The organism is Citromicrobium bathyomarinum (genome assembly GCF_021021475.1).
Taxonomy (GTDB): Bacteria; Pseudomonadota; Alphaproteobacteria; order Sphingomonadales; family Sphingomonadaceae; genus Alteriqipengyuania; species Alteriqipengyuania bathyomarina.
Map to the genome: position 1 here is coordinate 1,013,274 of NZ_JAINWL010000001.1, position 18,017 is coordinate 1,031,290.

Here is an 18,017-nt window from a genome sequence, read left to right on the forward strand (position 1 = left end):
ACATGCGCGCGGGGAAGGTCCACGGCGCTGGCCCATGGATCATGATGCAATCATCCTCGGCGGTGGGGCCGCCGGGCTGTTCTGCGCAGCCGTCGCAGGCCAGCGTGGGCGGCGCGTGCTGGTGCTCGAAAAGGCCGACGCGGTGGGGAAGAAGATCCTCATATCGGGCGGGGGGCGGTGCAATTTCACCAATCTGGGCGCGGGGCCGGAGAATTACCTCTCCGCCAATCGCCATTTCGCCAAGTCTGCGCTGGCCCGCTACACGCCGCGCGATTTCCTCGATCTGGTCGAGCGGCACGGGATTGCTTGGCACGAAAAGACGCTCGGCCAGCTGTTCTGCGACGGGTCGGCGCGGCAGATCGTCGACCTGCTGCTGGCCGAGTGCGAAAAGGGCGGCGTCGAAATCCGCACCGGGCAGGAAATCGGCAGGATCGCGCGCGACGACGCAGGCTTCTCGGTCGAGGCGAACGGCGAAACCCACCGCGCGCCTGCGCTGGTGATTGCCACGGGCGGCCCGTCGATCCCGAAGATGGGCGCGACCGGCTTTGCCTATGATCTCGCGCGCCAGTTCGGCCTCAAGGTGGTCGAGCCGCGCCCCGCCCTCGTCCCTCTGACGCTGGGCGGGGAAGACGTGCTGTTCCGCGAGCTTTCGGGCGTCTCCGCCCCGGTCGAAGCCACCGCCGGCCAGGGGAAAACGGCTGCGAAATTCCGCGAGGCCGCGCTGCTGACGCACAAGGGCCTCTCCGGCCCCGCGATCCTGCAGGCCAGTTCCTACTGGCGGCATGGCGAGGTGCTGCGGATCGATTTCCTGCCCGATCTCGCGCCCGGCTGGCTGAGCGAGCGCAAGGCGAAGACCCCGCAGACGAGCATGGCGCAGGTGCTGCGCGAGCATCTGCCCGAGCGACTCGCGGTCACGCTGGCCGAGCGGCTGGGCCTCACCGGCCCGCTCCAGGGCCTCTCCGACAAGGCGCTGGTTCAGGCGGAGGAGCGGCTGCGCGGCTGGCAATTCCACCCCAACGGCACAGAAGGCTTCGCCAAGGCCGAGGTGACCGCAGGCGGCATCTCCACCGCCGAGCTTTCCTCGCAGACGATGGAGGCCAAGAAGGTCCCCGGCCTGTTCGCGATCGGCGAGGCGGTGGATGTGACGGGGTGGCTGGGTGGCTACAATTTCCAGTGGGCCTGGGCGAGCGGGCAGGCCTGCGGCGAGGCGCTGTAGCGGAGCGCTCCGTCCCCGCGCGGCTCATCGCGCGCCAACTGCCTTCTTGAACTTGCAACAGCGCTCGCGCATGCCGCGTCCCATGACCTTCGCAAAAGTTCTCGCCCCGCTCTTCGCGCTTTCGCTTGCCGCCTGCGCCACCGTCCCCGACCAGCGCGCGGCCGAGCCTGTCACCATCGGCATCGTCGGGCTCAACGATTTCCACGGCAATCTGGAGCCGATCACCCGGCCCGTGAAGCTGGGCGACGGGCGCGAGGCGAAGGCCGGCGGCGCGGCCTGGCTGGCCTCTGCGGTCGATGCGGTGCGGGCAAAGCACAAAAACACGATGGTGATCGCAGCCGGCGACCTGATCGGGGCGAGCCCGCTGGTCTCCTCGCTGTTCCTCGATGAGCCGACGATCGGCGCGATGAACCGCATCGGGCTGGATTTCAACGCGGTCGGCAACCACGAATTCGACAAGGGCTGGCGCGAACTCAAGCGCGTGCAGGATGGCGGCTGCGAGAAGCTGACCCTGCGCGATCCGTGCGCGGTCGAGCCGGATTTTGCAGGCGCGGACTTCGCCTTCCTCGCCGCGAACGTCGCGATGGAGGATGGCGGCACGCTGTTCCCCGCCTACGGGATCAAGACGTTCGAGACCCCCGCGGGCGAGATAAAGATCGGCGTGATCGGCCTGACGCTGAAGGAAACCCCCACGCTGGTGACGCCCAGCGGGGTCGACGGGCTGACCTTCGGCGACGAGGCGGCAGCGATCAACCGCACCGTGCCGCTGCTGGAGGAACAGGGCGCGGATGCGATCGTGGTCGCGATCCACCAGGGCCTGTACACCGATGTCGGCTTCAATGACAAAAGCTGTGGCGGCGTTGCCGGGCCGCTGATCGACATTCTCAAGCAGGTCGATCCGCGCGTGAATTTGGTCCTCTCGGGCCATACCCACGCCGCCTATGTGTGCGATTTTTCGAAGATCGACCCGGCGCGCAGCTTCCTCGTCACCAGTGCGGGCTATGGCGGTTCGCTGCTGACCGACATTGCGCTCACCTTCGATCCGGCGACGCATGATGTGGTGGGGGTCACCGCAGACAACGTCGTGGTGCAGAGCGCCGCGCCGCAAGACGCCAACCCCGACTTCGCCACGCTGATTCCGCGCAGCGACCTCACCGAATATGTCGCGCGCTACAGCAAGGCGGCGAGTGCGGCGGAGCAGCGCCCGGTCGGCCGGATCAGCGGCAATCCTGCGGCCCCCGGTCCCGCGACCGAGGAAACCCAGCTGGGCAATTTCATCGCCGACGCGCAGCTTTTCGCGACCCGCGATGCGGGCGCGCAGATTGCCTTCATGAACAATTCGGGCATTCGCGGCGCGGGGCTGGAGCCTGCGGCGGACGGCACGATCACCTTCGGCAGCATCTATTCGGTCCAGCCCTTCGGCAACACGCTGGTGACCAAGACCTTCACCGGCGCGCAATTGCTCGCGCTGCTCGAACAGCAGTTCGACGATGACGGCTTCGTGCAGACCTTCAGCCCGTCCGAAGGCTTTGCGCTTGTCTACGATATGAGCCGCCCGGTGGGATCGCGCGTCGTCTCGGTCACGCTCGATGGCAAGCCGATCGATCCCCAAGCCGATTACCGCGTCACGATGAACAGCTTCCTCGCCGCAGGCGGCGACAGCTTCACCGTGTTCAAGGACGGCACCGACGTGGTCACCGGCCCGGTCGATCTCGACGCGATCGAGGCCTACCTGGCGGGCAAGGACATGGTCGCCCTCCCCGCAACCGGGCGGATCACTGCGGTCGAGTAGGCGTATTCGCCGGGCCCACTGAGCTGGTGATCGGCGCGCCCGGGCCGACCTTCAGGCAACGGATTTTCCTACCTGCGTCCGGGGCGCTAGGGTGCGGACGGCTCTTTCCCATCGTCGTCCCTCACCTTCGCATATCCGCACGGCGTGAAAACCGTAAAAGCGTCACCCGAATGCAGATATCCCTTTGATTTCACGGAGACTTTTCAGGGTGACACGTGTCACCCTGCGTCAGTCGCCTCGCGCTACATCCGGAACACGCCGAAGCGCGGGCGATCCTCGATCGGGGCTTCGAGACACGCCGCAAACGCGAGGCCCAGCACGTCGCGGGTCTGCACCGGGTCGATCACGCCGTCGTCCCACATCCGCGCGGTGGCGTAGTAGGGATTGCCCTCGTCCTCGTATTTCTGGCGGATGGGGGCCTTGAACTCCTCGGCCTGTTCCTCGGTCCATGAATCCGCGTCGCGGTGGACTGTCGCGAGCACGGAAGCCGCCTGTTCGCCGCCCATCACCGAGATGCGGCTGTTGGGCCAGCTGAACAGGAAGCGCGGCGAGTACGCCCGGCCCGCCATGCCGTAATTGCCCGCGCCGAAGCTGCCGCCGATCAGGATGGTGACCTTGGGCACGCTCGCGGTGGCGACCGCCGTCACCAGCTTCGCACCGTGCTTGGCGATGCCTTCCGCCTCGTACTTGCCCCCGACCATGAAGCCGGAGATGTTCTGCAGGAACAGCAGCGGGATGCGCCGCTGGCAGGCGAGTTCGATGAAGTGCGCCCCCTTCACCGCGCTTTCCGAGAACAGCACGCCATTATTGGCGAGGATCGCCACCGGCATGCCCCAGATATGCGCGAAGCCGCACACCAGCGTGGAGCCATAGTCCTTCTTGAACTCGTGGAACTCGCTGCCGTCGACCAGCCGCGCGATTACCTCGTGCACGTCGTAGGGTGCGCGCACATCCTCGGGGATCAGCGCGTAGAGGTCTTCCGCGTCGAACTTCGGCGGCACCGGCTCCTGAAGGTCGATATTGGTCGCGGCATCGGTGTTCGCACCGAGATGGCTGACGATATCGCGCACGATGGTCAGCGCGTGCTCGTCGTTCTCCGCAAGATGGTCGACCACGCCCGATTTCTTGGCGTGCAAGTCGCCGCCGCCCAGATCCTCGGCGCTGATTTCCTCGCCCGTCGCGGCCTTCACCAGCGGCGGGCCTGCGAGGAAGATAGTGCCCTGATTGCGCACGATCACGCTCTCGTCGCTCATCGCGGGCACGTAGGCCCCGCCCGCGGTGCAACTGCCCATCACGCAGGCGATCTGCGGAATGCCGAGGCTGCTCATCTGCGCCTGGTTGAAGAAGATGCGCCCGAAGTGCTCCTTGTCGGGGAAAACCTCAGCCTGGTAGGGCAGGTTCGCCCCGCCGCTATCGACCAGATAGATGCACGGCAAGCGGTTCTCCTGCGCGATTTCCTGCGCGCGCAGGTGCTTCTTGACCGTCATCGGGTAGTACGAGCCACCCTTCACGGTCGGATCGTTGCACACGATCATCACCTGCCGCCCGGACACGCGACCGACGCCGCAGATCATCGAGGCGCCGTTGACGTCGCCTTCGTACATGCCGTTCGCGGCGAGCTGCCCGATCTCGAGGAAGGGCGAGCCCGGATCGAGCAGCCGCTCGACCCTTTCGCGAGGCAGCAGCTTGCCGCGCGAGACATGCCGCTCGCGGTGCTTCTCGCTCCCCCCCAGCGCCGCCTCGGCGACCTTCTCGCGCAGCTCGCTTGCCAGCGCCTTGTTATGATCGAAGCGCGCCTTGGCATCGGGCGCTTCACGGTCGAGCATCGAGGTGAGTACAGGTGCGGTCATAGTGTGATCGCCTAGCGGCTTGGCGGCGCGCTGAAAAGTTCGCGCGGCGTTTTCCTACGGCGAGCGTCTGTGCAATGGGCCGGTCATGGACCCCCGCCTGACCATCCGCACCGCCACCTCCGCCGACATTCCCGCGCTCAAGGCCATCATGGACCTCGCGATCGAACAATTGCAGGCGGGCTTCCTCTCGCCCGAACAGGTCGTCGCCAGCCGCGCGGTCATGGGGCTCGACACCCAGCTGGTGACCGATGGCACCTATCTGGTGGTGGAGGACGGCGGTACTCCGGTCGGCTGCGGCGGATGGAGCCGGCGCGCGACGCTGTATGGCGGCGACCACAGCACGTACTTGCGCAACGAAGCCCTGCTCGATCCGGCACGCGACGCCGCGCGGGTGCGGGCGATGTACACCCATCCCGACCACGCCCGGCGCGGGATCGGTCGCGCGATCCTCGACGAATGCGAAGCGCGGGCCGCCGCGGAAGGATACCGCACGGTCGAGCTGATGGCCACGATGAGCGGGCGCCCGCTCTATGCCGCCTGCGGCTATGCCGAGATCGAACCCGCCTTTGCCGACGTGGACGGCGTCGAAGTCCCACTGATGAAGATGGCCAAGCCGCTGGAACGCCAGCGCGTCTAGCGCCCCGCGGCGAGGCCGATCGTCACCGCTTCTTCACGAATTCCGCGCGCAGGACGAGGCCCTTGATGCCGGGGTACTTGCAGTCGATCTCCTGCGGGTCGCCGGTCAGGCGGATCGATTTGATCAGTGTGCCCTGCTTGAGCGTCTGGCCTGCGCCCTTGACCTCCAGATCCTTGATTAGCGTCACCTGGTCGCCATCGGCAAGCAGGTTGCCGACCGCGTCGCGCACTTCGACCGTGTCCGCCGCAGCCTGCTTCGCCGCCAGCTCCGAGGCGGGCATCCACTCGCCGCTTTCCTCGTCGTAGACGTAATCTTCGCTATCGCTCACCCTGCGGCTCCTATCAGTTCGCGGCCGATCAGCATGCGGCGAATCTCGTTCGTTCCCGCGCCAATGTCGAGCAGCTTGGCATCGCGCATATAGCGTTCCACCGGCCAGTCGAGCGTATAGCCCGCACCGCCCAGCGCCTGCACGCTTTCCGCCGCGACGCGGAAGGCATTCTCGCTCGCCAGCAGGATCGCGCCCGCCGCATCGAACCGCGTCGTCTTGTTCGCATCGCAGCTCTTGGCGACCGCGTAGGTATAGGCCCGCGCCGATTGCAGCGCGACATACATGTCCGCCACCTTGGCCTGCATCAGCTGGAACGAACCGATCGGCTTGCCGAACTGGGTGCGTTCGCGAAGATAGGGGATCACGGTATCGAGGCAGGCCTGCATGATGCCCAGCTGAAGCCCGGCGAGCACGACGCGCTCGTAATCGAGCCCGCTCATCAGCACGCCCACGCCGCCGCCGACCGGGCCCATCACGCGGTCCTCGGGGACGAAGCAGTCGTCGAACACCAGCTCTGCCGTAGGCGAGCCACGCATGCCGACCTTTTCGATCTTCTGGCCGATCGAGAAGCCCTCGTCGCCATTCTCGATCAGGAAGGCGGTGATCCCGCGCGATCCGGCCTCGCTGTCGGTCTTGGCATAGACAACCAGCGTATCGGCATAGGGCGCGTTGGTGATCCAGAACTTGGTGCCGTTCAGGCGGTAGCCGCCATCGACAGCGTCGGCCTTCAGCTTCATCGAGACGACGTCCGATCCCGCGCTCGCCTCGCTCATCGCCAGCGAGCCGACGTGTTCGCCACTGATCAGCCCGGGCAGATATTTCGCCTTCTGCTCCTCGTTGCCCCAGCGGCGGATCTGGTTGATGCACAGGTTGGAGTGTGCGCCGTAGCTGAGCCCCAGCGAAGCACTCGCCCGGCTGACTTCCTCGACCGCGATCACATGTTCGAGATAGCCGAGGCCAAGCCCGCCATCTTCGGGATCGACGGTGATGCCGTGCAGGCCCAGCTCGCCCATCTGCGCCCACAGCGCGTCCTTGGGAAACCAGTCCTCGCGGTCGATCTTCTCTGCCAGCGGGGCGATCTGCTCGTCGGCGAAGCGGCCGACGCTCTCGCGGATCATCTCCGCGCTTTCACCAAGCTGGAAGTCGAATTCAGGGGTTGCGCGCATGGGGGTATCCTTCTGTTTGCGGGTGCGCATAGCAAGCCCGCGAGCCCCCGCAAACCGGCCGGCAAAGTTTAACAAATATCATGCAATATAAACCTTTGGTGGCGGAACCGGTGCTGATGGTTATATCCTGTCGCTGACGGGATCATGGACACTCTTTTCGAAACCAAGAGCGCGGACGCGAATCGTCCGGATGCAGCGGTCAGTGCGCCGGGGGACCGCGCGCGTGAGCTTGCGCCCTTCGGTATCGATTCGCTGGAAGACGACTTCGAGCTCGAATCGATAGCCACCTTCGCCGCCAGACTGTGCGGCACACCAAACGCCAGCGTCACCATCGTCGAGGAACGCCGCCAGCGGTTCCTCGCCCGCCATGGGCTCGAGAGCAACGAGACGCCGCGCTCGGTCAGCTTCTGCGCCCATGCGATGCAGGGGGACGAGCTGTTCGTGGTGCCCGATGCCACGAAAGATCCGCGCTTTGCCGATAATGATCTGGTCACGGGCGAGACGCACCTGCGCTTCTACGCGGGTGCCCCGCTGGTGACCGAGGACGGGACCGAGCTGGGCGCGCTGTGCGTGATCGACACCGAGCCGCATCCCGAGGGCCTGAACGAATTACAGCAGGAGGGGTTGCGTGTGCTCGCCCGCTCCGCCGTGCGCCGCTTCGTCAACGAGCGCGAGGCACTGCGCTCTCGCGACCAGGCGAAGGAGCGCGCGCGGATGCTCAATCTGGTGCTCGATTCGGTGCCGGGCATTGCATGGTCCGCCGACGAGGATCTGACCTTCGATTTCTTCAACGCGCGCTGGGACGAAGTCACCGGCGCCGAACCTCCCCGCTCCACCGCCGCTTGGGAGGCGCACATTCACCCCGAGGACTTCGGCAGGACCATTGCCAAGTTCGAGGCGGCGGTGCAGCAAACGCGCGTGTTCGACGACGAGTGGCGACTGCGTCTGGCCGACGGATCATACCGCTGGGCGCTGAGCCGTGCGGTGCCGATCCAGCTGGGCAATGGCCGCTGGCGGTGGGTCGGCACGATCATCGATATCGACGATGCGCACCGCCTGTCCGAAAGCCGCGATCTGCTGGCGCGCGAGCTATCGCACCGGATCAAGAATATCTTCGCGGTGGTCGCCAGCCTGATCACCCTGTCGGCCCGGCGCGATCCGGACCTGCGCTATTTCGCGCAGGAAATGACCGACAAGATCGCCGCGCTGGGCCGCGCGCACGAATTCGTCGCGCCCACCGGCATGGTCCGCGAAAACACGCTGCACGGCCTGCTCGGACAGATCTTCGCGCCCTATAATTCTCAGCACGAACGGCGGATCACGGTGACCGGCTCCAATCCCACGATCCAGGCGCGCGCGGCGACTCCGCTGGCGCTGGTGTTCCACGAGCTGGCCACCAATTCAGCGAAGTACGGCGTGCTCGCGAACGAGGAAGGCGCGGTCGACGTCACCATTTCGCAGGCAGATCACGACATGCTGCGGATCGAATGGCGCGAACCCGGCGTGGCTCCGCAGGAGACCGGCGGCGAAGGCTTCGGCTCGCGCCTGCTCAAGATGAGCGTCGAGGGGCAGATGCAGGGGCGGATCGACCGCCAGTGGAGCGACGACGGCCTGTCCGTGGTGCTCGACCTGTCGCTTGCCGCGCTGGCGGGATAACGGCCCGCCGCATGGCAGCATCGCTCACGTTCGATAGCGTCACCAAACGCTATGATACGACCGAGGCACTGTCCGGTATCGACCTGACGATCGAGCCTGGCAGCTTCGTCGCGCTGGTCGGCGCGTCGGGCTCCGGCAAATCGACCCTGCTCAAGACCATCAACCGGCTGGTCGAGCCTACCACCGGGCGCGTACTGCTGGACGGCGAAGACGTCACCACCCGCGATGCGACCGCGATGCGGCGCCAGATGGGCTATGTATTCCAGCGCATCGGCCTCTTCCCGCATATGCGCGTGGGCGAGAACATCGCGATCGGCCCGCGGCTGGTCGGCGACAACCTGAGCCGGGAGCGGATCGGCGAACTGCTCGAACTGGTCGACCTCGACCCGGCGATGGCCAGCCGTCTGCCCGAGGAACTCTCGGGCGGCCAGCAGCAGCGCGTGGGCGTGGCCCGCGCGCTCGCGGGCGATCCCGATCTGCTGTTGATGGACGAACCGTTCGGCGCGCTCGACCCGGTCACCCGCGATGCGCTGGGCACCCGCGTGCGCGATCTGCACGACCGGCTCGAACTGACGACGCTGATGGTCACGCACGACATGGCCGAGGCGCTGATCCTCGCCGACCGCGTTCTGGTTATGGATGCAGGCAGGATCGTCGCAGACGAGACCCCGCAGGCACTCGCCAGCGGCGGCGGCGGAGAGGTCGCGCAGGGGCTGGTCGCGGTTCCGCGCCATCAGGCCGAACGGCTCAAGGAGCTTGAGACGTGAGCGGCGTGTGGGCCGCGCTGATGGGGCTTGGCGGCGTGCTCGCGCAGCATGTCATCCTGGCTGCCTGCGCAATCGGCCTGGGCATCGCGGTCGCGCTGCCGCTGGCGGTGTGGGCGAGCCGCAGTCAGGCTGTGTCGCGCGCCGCGCTGGGTTTCGCGAGCCTCGTTCAGACGATTCCTGCGCTCGCGCTGCTGGCGCTGTTCTTCCCGATCCTGCTGAGCCTGCGCGCGGTCTTCGGCGAAGACCTGCCAACGCTCGGCTTTCTGCCCGCACTGCTCGCGCTGGCGCTCTATGCATTGTTGCCGATTTTGCGCAACGCGGTGACCGCCCAGACCAATCTCGACCCCGGCGTGATCGAGGCGGCGGACGGCGTGGGGATGAGCTTCTGGCAAAGACTGCGGCTGGTCGAGGCACCGCTCACCGCGCCCTATATCATGGCGGGGATCCGCACCGCAGCGGTGTGGACCATCGGCGCGGCAACGCTTGCCACCACCATCGGCCAGCCGAGCCTTGGCGATCCGATCTTCGCCGGATTGCAGACGCAGAACTGGTCGCTGGTGCTGGCGGGTTGCATCGCCAGCGCAGGGCTGGCGATCATCGCCGACGCGCTGCTCGGCACGATCGAAGCGGGCTTCCGCCGCCGCGCCCGCCGCCTATGGCTGGGCGGTGCGATCGCGGTCGCCATCGGCGTTGCAGCGGCCTTCGTCAGCCAAGTCGACTGGAGCCGGGACGACGGGCGCGACACGGTGGTCATCGGGACCAAGCAATTCTCCGAACAGCTGATCCTCGGCCGACTGGTGGGGGCGCAGCTGGAGGAGGCGGGCTACAACGTCGAATATCGCGAAGGCCTCGGCTCGGCAGTGGTTGCGCAGGCTGTCGCCGATGGGTCGATCGACCTCTATTTCGACTATACCGGCACGATCTGGGCCAACCAGATGAAGCGGACCGACAATCCGGGCCGCGATGCGATGTACGAAGCGATCCGGAAATGGGAGCGCGAGGTGCAAGGCACCCGCGTGCTCGGCAAGCTGGGGTTCGAAAACGCCTATGCCTTTGCAATGCGCGAAGATCGCGCAAACGAGCTGGGCATTCGCACGATCGAGGATCTGGCGCGCGCGGGCCCCCAACTGGTCGCGGGCGGCGATCCCGAATGGTTCGAGCGGCCCGAATGGTTCGCGGTGCGCGATGCCTATGGCCTGAAATTCGCCAACCAGCGCAATTTCTCGCCCACCTTCATGTACGACGCGCTGCGCTCCAGCGAAGCCGACGTGATCACCGCCTATACCTCGGACGGGCGGATTGCGGCGGACAAGCTGCGCGTGCTCGAAGACCCGCGCGAGGCGCTGCCCAGCTACGACACGCTGATCATCCTCTCGCCGGAGCGGGCGAACGACGAGCGGCTGCTCGCCGCGCTACGTCCGTTGCTGGGCACGATCAATGTGGAAGCGATGCGCGAGGCCAACTTCTCTGTCGACCGCACCGACGGCGAGAAGAAAACTCCGCGCGAAGCGGCGCGCTGGCTCGCGAAAGAGGTCGGTCTGGAATAAGTGGCGTCAGCGCGCTGTCACGTCAGGGCCGCGTCCACACCTGCGTCTGGCAGAAGACGGTAACGCAGCCTTTCACCTCAAGCTCGTTGGGGCCCTTACGCTGGATGACCGAGCGGTAGGTCTTGCCCGACTTGGGATCGTAGATTTCGCCACGCCACTCGTCACCGTCCTGCCTGAAGCCGGTCAGCACCGGCAGGCCCATCAGCTTGCGGCTGCGCAGGGACTTCTTCGGGTTGTTGATGTCGCGCTGGTCCACTCCGCCGGGCGGGGTTTCGAGGAACTTGGTGATCTTGCCGCACACGCTGGTGCCGCAATCGCCGATCGTGACGACCGCGTCCTTGTCCTCGGTTACCCACTTCCCGCCGATCGGATCGGCAGCAAGCGCGGGGACGGCGAGTGCGGCCAGACCGGCAGCACCTGCAAGCATGGCGGGAAGGAGCTTTTTCATGATGGTCAAACACCTAGAGCCTTACGGTGTTCCGCAAGATGAACGGCTAGGCCAGCCCCGCGCCCATAGGCCAATCGGGTTGAGCGATTCCCAGAACCTTGAACAGGTCGCCCATCTGTTCGTCCGCGACGAGCCGGTGACGCGCCGCTTCGATCTCCTCCGCGCGCTGCGGCGCGGCCTGCGCCAGCGCGGCTGCGCGCGCGTCGATCCCCAGCGCGGAAAGAAACGCGCCCTGCGTAGCCGAGCCTAGCACCCGCGACCCTTCGCGCTGGGCGATCTCGGCCAGCGCGGCGAAATCGACATGCGCGGTGAGGTCCGCCGCGCCAGGCATCGCGAGCGGGTCGATCTTTTCATGCCGCGCGATCGCCTGAAGGGTGGAACCGGTGCGCGCGGCGAGATGGCCGTAGTCGATCGCCAGCGCCGCGCCGCCCTGCGCCACCAGCCGCCGGGCGATCTCTTGCATCACCGCTGCCGCTCCCGGGCACGTCTCGAGTATCGTGCCGGTCGGCGCATCGGACCAATCGGCGGGGACCGCGCTGTCCATCGGCTGGTCGCCGGACACGAAGAGGAATGCGTCATCCTCCCCCAGCCCGACCATGCGTTCGCGCCAGCCTTGTTCTGTACGGACTAGCTGGCGGACCGGAAGTGCGTCGAAGAACTCGTTTGCCACCAGCAGCAGCGGGCGGCCATTCGGCAGGCTGGTCGGGTCGTTGTGAAAGCGTGCGCCGGGCACGGATGCGGCCTGCAATGCCCGCAGCGGCGGCGATCCCTCGACGAAGTGCACTTCCGGCTGCAGGCCGAAGCGCGCCATGCTGCGCAGCGCGTCCGCCGCCAGAGTGCCCCGCCCCGGCCCCAGCTCAACATAGATCGCATCGGGCGGGCTGCCCGCGCGGGTCCAGATATCGGCCAGCCACAGGCCGACCAGCTCGCCGAACATCTGGCTGATCTCCGGCGCAGTGGTGAAGTCGCCCGCGCTGCCAAGCGGATCGCGCGCGGCGTAATAATGCGCGTTGCTCTCCCCCATGAAGCGCGCGACCGGCATGGGCCCGTGCGTCGCGATCAGCCGCCGGAACCGATCGCCCAGATCGCTGCGCTCATTGCTGTCGGTCAGGATTCGCTCGTCGCGGGCGCATCGACGCGGCCCGTCTTGTTCTGCATCGCGTAGACGATCACCGCGATTCCGACGAGGATCATCGGAATGCTCAGCCACTGGCCCATCGACAGCCCGGTGCGCATCGCGAATTCGGTTAGCTGCGCATCTGGCTGGCGGAAGAATTCGTTGATGAAGCGCGCGGTTGCGATTCCGGCGGTGAACACGCCGACCAGCAGGCCCGGCTTCCAGCGAGCTTTGGTGAGCCAGAACAACGACAACATGATCGCCATCATCGCCAATCCTTCCAGCCCAGCCTGATAGAGCTGGCTGGGATGGCGCGCGAGCTGGCTTGGGTCCGACGGGAAGACCATCGCCCATGGCACGTCGGTCGGGCGGCCCCACAGCTCGCCGTTCACGAAATTGGCGAGTCGGCCGAAGAACATGCCGAAGGGCACGTTGACCGCGATGTAATCCGACACCCGCAACCAGTTGAGCTTGTTGCGATAGCTCACCCACAGCAGCGCCAGAACCACGCCGATCACCCCGCCGTGGAAGCTCATGCCGCCATCCCACAGGCGCGGCAGGCCCCATGGCATCCAGCCTTCATGGCTGAAATCGACGAACAGTTCGGGGCGGTAGAAGATCGCGTAGCCCAGCCGCCCGCCGAAGATCACGCCCAGCGTACAGTAAAACAGCAGGTCGTCGACATGGGCCTGATTCATCGGCGCGCCGGGCGCCTTGATCATCCGCGAGAGGTGCCAATAGGCGAGGACGATGCCCGCGATATAGGCCAGCGAGTACCACCGCAGCGTGAAGAAGCCGAGGTCGATCCCCGGCGTCAGGCCAAGGTCCGACCAGTAAATCGGCTGGTTTGCAGCTTCTGCCAGTAGTGACAGCATTCCATCGACCCCTTAGAGATGCGCCCGAACGATCCCGCCTTGCGCCAACGCGGCTTGCATTGGCACAGGCGGATGTCAGAAAAAAGGACATTGCTCGCACGGCCACAGCGGTCGGCGGGTCACCCGGAGAGAGGAAATCAATGGCGACCGAGCTCGACACTACGCTGGATACCATCATGGACGGGCTGGTTGCGCCCGGCGGCCCGGCGGAGACCGTGCCGTTCACCCGCAACGGCGTTGCCATGCCCGCGTTCAAGAACGCGCCGCCCAGCCTGGCGCACTATTTCGCCCACTACTGCAACGAGCACCGGGACAAGGAATTCCTCGTCGATGATGGCTGCCGCCTGACCTTCGGCGAGGCCTATGACGCTGCGCGCCACGTCGCAGCGGGGCTGCTGTCGCAGCACAAGCTGATCAAGGGCGACCGGATCGGGATCGCTGCGCGCAACTCGGCCAACTGGATCATCGCCTATATGGGGATCACCATGGCCGGCGGATGTGCTGCGCTGGTCAACGGTTTTTCCAGCGGCGAGGAAATGGCCGACGCGCTCAAGATGGTCGGCTGCCGGATCGTGCTGGCCGATCGCAAGCGGGCCGAACGGCTCGAAGGCACGACGCACGGCGCGCAGATCGTCCCGCTCAAGCATGACTGCAATCCGGCCGACGGGCTGGAAGCGGTCTGGGGTGATCCCGCGGCAACCGCCCTGCCGGAACTCGGGCCGGACGACTACGCGACCCTGCTCTACACCTCGGGTTCGACCGGGCGGTCCAAGGGGGCCTATTCGGACCACCGCGGCGTGATCCACGGCACGATGAGCTATGTCATGCAGAGCCTGATGGCGCTCACCTACTTGTCGGGCAAGGGCGAGGCGCCGTCATTGCAGCCCTGCGCGCTGGTCGCTGTGCCGCTGTTCCACGTGACCGGCGAAATTCCGGTCTTCCTGCAAAGCTTCGCGCTGGGTCGCAAGCTGGTGCTGATGAAGAAGTGGGACGCGACCGAGGCGCTGCGCCTGATCGAGGCCGAGAAGGTGACCTATTTCACCGGCGTGCCGCTGATGAGCTACGAAATTGCGACCCATCCGGACCGCGACAAGTACGATACCTCGACCTGCACGTCTTTCGCCGCGGGGGGCGCGCCGCGCCCAACCGACCATGTCGAAAAGATCCACAAGGCCTTCCCCGGCGGGTTCCCGCTGCTCGGCTATGGCCTGACCGAAACCAACGCGATCGGCTGCGGCAATTTCAACGAGAACTACCTCGCCAAGCCGACCAGCACCGGCAAGGCCAGCCGCCCGCTGGTCGATCTGGCGATTCTCGACGATGCAGGCAACAAGTTGCCGACCGGCGAGATCGGCGAGGTTTCGATCCGTACGGTCGCCAACTTCCTGGGCTATTGGGACAATCGCGAGGCGACGCAGGAAGCCTTCACCGAGGATATGTATTTCCGCACCGGCGACCTCGGTCGGCTGGACGAGGACGGCTATCTGTTCATCGTCGACCGCAAGAAGGACATCATCATCCGCGGCGGCGAGAACATCAGCTGCCTCGAGGTGGAAGAAGCGATCTACGCGCATGACGACGTTGCCGAATGTTCGGTCTTCGGCCTGCCCGACGATCGCTATGGCGAGATCGTCGGCGCGGTCTACCTGACCCGTGACGGTGCAAGCCTGAGCGAGGCGGAGCTTGCCGCCTTCCTCGAAACGCACCTTCCGCCGTTCAAGCGGCCCGCGCATATCTGGCAGGAGCATGGCAGCCTGCCCCGGCTCGGCACGCAGAAAATCGACCGCAAGGCGCTGCGCGAGCAATACAGCAAGGACTTCGCCGCCGCTTGAGCGCTCCGCCCCTCTCCAACCAGCGCGCCATCGTCGACCGGCGCAAGCTCGCCCAGAAGATCGGTGAAACGATCGGCCAGGCGGACGGCGATGGCCGCAGCGCGCGTGACGCGGTGCTCGCCCTGCTGCGCAAGGCGTTGGAGAACGGGCGTACGGAACTGTCGCGCCGGCTGGCAGAGCATCCCTCTGCCGGCCACGCGCAATGCGGGGGGCAAAGCTTCCTGATCGACCAGCTGCTGCGGCTGATCCACGATTTCGCGAGCGACCACCTCGCCCCCGTGCCCGAGGGCAAGCCCGCACGGGCGATCACTCTGGTCGCCGCCGGCGGCTATGGGCGTGAGGAACTCGCCCCCCACTCCGACATCGACATCGCCTTCTTCGTCGAGCGGGCGGACGACCCGCGCACGGTCAAGCTGATCGAGGCGATCCTCTACCTGATGTGGGATCTGGGCCTGACCGTCGGCCATTCGGTGCGCACGGTGGACGACATTGTGAGCATGTCAAAATCCGACGGCACGATCCTCACCTCGCTGCTCGAATGCCGTTATTTGTGGGGCGACGAAGCGCTTTACGAAGAGGCACGGCGGCGCTTCTACGCCGAGGTGGTCGACGGGACCGAGCGGCAGTTCGTCGCCGACAAGCTGCGCGAGCGCGATGCCCGGCACAAGCGGATGGGCGACACGCGCTATGTGGTCGAACCCAATGTGAAGGAAGGCAAGGGCGGCCTGCGCGATCTGCAGGCGCTTTACTGGATCGGCAAATATATCCACCGGGTGCGCGACGCCGCCGAGCTGGTCGACGCAGGGCTTTTCACCAAGGCCGAGTACCGCAGCTTCCGCCGCGCCGAGGGCTTCCTGCTGGCAGTGCGCTGCCACCTGCACGAAATCACCGGCCGGGCGGAAGACCGCCTCACCTTCGACCTGCAGAAGGAGATAGCGCGGCGGATGCATTTCGCCGACCGGCAGGGCAAGGCCGCGGTCGAGCGGTTCATGCAGTACTATTTCCTGCAGGCGAAGCGGGTTGGCTCGCTGACCGGCGTGTTCCTCGGCCAGCTGGAGGAACAGTTCGCGAAGAAGCGCGCGCGGCGCGGCCTGCTCGCCGGGTTCAACGCGCGCCCGCGCATGGTCCGCGGCTACACCGCCTTCGCCGGCAAGCTCGCCGCGCCGGGTGACGACTGGTTCCGCAAGGACCCGATCCGCCTGATCGAGATCTTTCAGGTGGCCGAGTCCGAACAGCTGGAGATCGACCCGCGCACGATGCGCCAGGCCGATCGAGACAGCGGGCTGATCAACGACGAGGTGCGCGAATCCCCGCGCGCCAACGCCCTGTTCCTCGATCTGCTGTGCGGGCGCAACGACCCCGAAACCGTGCTGCGGTGGATGAACGAGGCGGGCGTGTTCGGCCGCTTCGTGCCCGATTTCGGGCGGGTCAACGCGCAGATGCAGTTCAACATGTACCACCACTACACGGTGGACGAGCATACCATCCGCGCGATCGGTTTCCTCAACGGAATCGAGAAAGGCTCGCTGTCGGAGGAGCATCCGCGTGCGAGCAGGGAGATCCACCGGCTCAAGAGCCGCCGGGCGCTGTTCGTCGCCACGCTGCTGCACGATATCGCCAAGGGGCGCGGGGGCGACCACTCCGTTCTGGGTGCCGAAGTGGCGGAGAAGCTGTGCCCGCGTTTCGGCCTGACCGAGGACGAAACCGCACTGGTCGCCTGGATGGTGCGGCAGCATCTGCTGATGAGCCACACCGCCTTCAAGCGCGACATCGCCGACCCCAAGACGGTCGAGGATTTCGTGGCCGAGGTCCAGACGCTGGAGCGGCTGCGCCAGCTCGCGATCCTGACCGCGGTCGATATCCGCGCGGTGGGGCCGGGCACGTGGAACAGCTGGAAAGGCCAGCTGCTTGGCGAACTCTACGACCTCTCGCACGAGCGGCTGCGGCTGGGCCACGCGACCAGCGGGCGCAAGGGCCGGGTCGCGGCCAAGAAGGAAGCGGTCCGCGCCGAACTGGGCGACAAGGCTGCGCTGATGGACACGCATGAGGACCTGTTCACGGCCCCCTACTGGATCGCCGAACCGCCCGACATCGCGGCGCGCAACATCGTCCAATATACGGTCGCGCGCGAGCTGGGCGAGGCACTGTCGGTCCATTGCGAGGCGGACGAGGAACGCGGCGCGACGCTGGTCACCGTGATCGCGGCGGACCATCCGGGCATCTTCATGCGGATCGCGGGCGCGATCCATCTGGTCGGCGGCAACATCATCGACGCGCGCATTCACACCACGCGCACCGGCTATGCGGTCGACAATTTCCTGGTGCAGGACCCGCTCGGTCGCCCCTTCGGCGAGGACGACCAGCTCGCCCGGATCGAGCGCAGCATTGCCGACGGTCTGACCGGCGGCGTGCAGCTGGTGCCCAAGCTGGCCAAGCGCCCGCTGCCCCGGCGCGGCGCGGGCGCGTTCGAGGTGCAACCCTTCGTCGCGTTCGACAACGACGCCTCGCACCGCTTCACCGTGATCGAGGTCGGCGCCCGCGACCGCCCCGCCCTGCTCAACCGGCTGGCGCGCGCGCTGTTCGAACAGCACGCGATGATCCGCTCCGCCCACATCACCCACTACGGCGAGCGCGCGGCGGACACCTTCTACGTAACCGACCTGACCGGCGACAAGATCACCGATCCCGGCCGCCTCGAGGCACTGCGCGCCGCCCTCTCCGACGCGGCCAGCGACGAGATGCAGGCCGAGCTAGAGCCTGCTTAGAGTCCGGTGGGACGCTCGCTT

The 18,017-nt window shown here is 66.5% G+C and carries 14 protein-coding genes; 8 read left to right on the forward strand and 6 right to left on the reverse strand.

Going from position 1 to position 18,017, the window contains the following annotated elements; genetic code table 11:
• The first annotated feature begins 34 nt into the window (after positions 1 to 34).
• Both K7H93_RS05195 and K7H93_RS05200 read left to right on the forward strand, forming a co-directional pair.
• Positions 35 to 1,216: a BaiN/RdsA family NAD(P)/FAD-dependent oxidoreductase gene (locus K7H93_RS05195; RefSeq protein ID WP_230782772.1), complete on the forward strand. Its 1,182-nt coding sequence runs from the start codon at positions 35 to 37 to the stop codon at positions 1,214 to 1,216.
• An 82-nt stretch (positions 1,217 to 1,298) separates the two neighbouring features.
• A complete protein-coding gene (locus tag K7H93_RS05200) occupies positions 1,299 to 3,008 on the forward strand; it encodes a bifunctional metallophosphatase/5'-nucleotidase (RefSeq protein WP_230782773.1) in 1,710 nt (569 codons plus the stop codon).
• Between the two features lie 242 nt (positions 3,009 to 3,250).
• Here K7H93_RS05200 and K7H93_RS05205 read toward each other — a convergent pair whose 3' ends face one another.
• Positions 3,251 to 4,858: a carboxyl transferase domain-containing protein gene (locus K7H93_RS05205; protein WP_230782774.1), complete on the reverse strand. Its 1,608-nt coding sequence runs from the start codon at positions 4,856 to 4,858 to the stop codon at positions 3,251 to 3,253.
• Between the two features lie 85 nt (positions 4,859 to 4,943).
• On the opposite strand from K7H93_RS05205, the gene K7H93_RS05210 reads away from it, so the two are divergent.
• Entirely contained in the window at positions 4,944 to 5,495 is a 552-nt protein-coding gene (locus tag K7H93_RS05210) for a GNAT family N-acetyltransferase (protein ID WP_230782775.1), read from the forward strand.
• Positions 5,496 to 5,517: 22 nt separating this feature from the next.
• On the opposite strand, the gene K7H93_RS05215 is transcribed toward K7H93_RS05210, so the two are convergent.
• Together K7H93_RS05215 and K7H93_RS05220 are read right to left on the reverse strand one after the other, a co-directional pair.
• Positions 5,518 to 5,823, reverse strand: a complete 306-nt coding sequence (locus K7H93_RS05215) for an alkylphosphonate utilization protein (protein WP_230782776.1) — start codon at positions 5,821 to 5,823, stop codon at positions 5,518 to 5,520.
• Positions 5,820 to 6,989, reverse strand: coding sequence for an acyl-CoA dehydrogenase family protein (locus K7H93_RS05220; RefSeq protein WP_230782777.1), 1,170 nt, complete (start codon positions 6,987 to 6,989; stop codon positions 5,820 to 5,822). Before K7H93_RS05220 ends, K7H93_RS05215 begins: the two co-directional genes overlap by 4 nt.
• A gap of 144 nt (positions 6,990 to 7,133) precedes the next feature.
• Between K7H93_RS05220 and K7H93_RS05225 the strand changes: the two genes are divergently transcribed.
• The 3 genes from K7H93_RS05225 to K7H93_RS05235 are packed head-to-tail and all read left to right on the forward strand — an operon-like array spanning position 7,134 to position 10,959.
• A complete protein-coding gene (locus K7H93_RS05225; RefSeq protein ID WP_230782778.1) occupies positions 7,134 to 8,645 on the forward strand; it encodes a sensor histidine kinase in 1,512 nt (503 codons plus the stop codon).
• Positions 8,646 to 8,656: 11 nt separating this feature from the next.
• Positions 8,657 to 9,412, forward strand: a complete 756-nt coding sequence (locus K7H93_RS05230; RefSeq protein ID WP_010233803.1) for an ATP-binding cassette domain-containing protein — start codon at positions 8,657 to 8,659, stop codon at positions 9,410 to 9,412.
• Positions 9,409 to 10,959, forward strand: coding sequence for an ABC transporter permease/substrate-binding protein (locus K7H93_RS05235; RefSeq protein WP_230782779.1), 1,551 nt, complete (start codon positions 9,409 to 9,411; stop codon positions 10,957 to 10,959). Before K7H93_RS05230 ends, K7H93_RS05235 begins: the two co-directional genes overlap by 4 nt.
• Positions 10,960 to 10,981: 22 nt before the next feature.
• Here the strand turns inward: K7H93_RS05235 and K7H93_RS05240 are convergent, their stop codons facing one another.
• The 3 genes from K7H93_RS05240 to lgt all read right to left on the reverse strand — a co-directional run bounded on the left by K7H93_RS05240 (position 10,982) and on the right by lgt (position 13,399).
• Positions 10,982 to 11,407, reverse strand: a complete 426-nt coding sequence (locus K7H93_RS05240) for a DUF2147 domain-containing protein (protein WP_230782780.1) — start codon at positions 11,405 to 11,407, stop codon at positions 10,982 to 10,984.
• Positions 11,408 to 11,453: 46 nt separating this feature from the next.
• Positions 11,454 to 12,449 carry a class I SAM-dependent methyltransferase gene (locus tag K7H93_RS05245; RefSeq protein WP_230782781.1) on the reverse strand — a complete coding sequence of 332 codons (996 nt, stop codon included), beginning with the start codon at positions 12,447 to 12,449 and terminating at the stop codon, positions 11,454 to 11,456.
• 65 nt (positions 12,450 to 12,514) lie between these two features.
• Entirely contained in the window at positions 12,515 to 13,399 is an 885-nt protein-coding gene (lgt, locus tag K7H93_RS05250) for a prolipoprotein diacylglyceryl transferase (protein ID WP_197635286.1), read from the reverse strand.
• 140 nt (positions 13,400 to 13,539) lie between these two features.
• On the opposite strand from lgt, the gene K7H93_RS05255 reads away from it, so the two are divergent.
• Entirely contained in the window at positions 13,540 to 15,231 is a 1,692-nt protein-coding gene (locus K7H93_RS05255; RefSeq protein ID WP_222824630.1) for a class I adenylate-forming enzyme family protein, read from the forward strand.
• Positions 15,228 to 17,996, forward strand: a complete 2,769-nt coding sequence (locus K7H93_RS05260; protein WP_230782782.1) for a [protein-PII] uridylyltransferase — start codon at positions 15,228 to 15,230, stop codon at positions 17,994 to 17,996. The genes K7H93_RS05255 and K7H93_RS05260 overlap by 4 nt, the downstream gene beginning before the upstream one ends.
• Positions 17,997 to 18,017 lie beyond the last annotated feature (21 nt).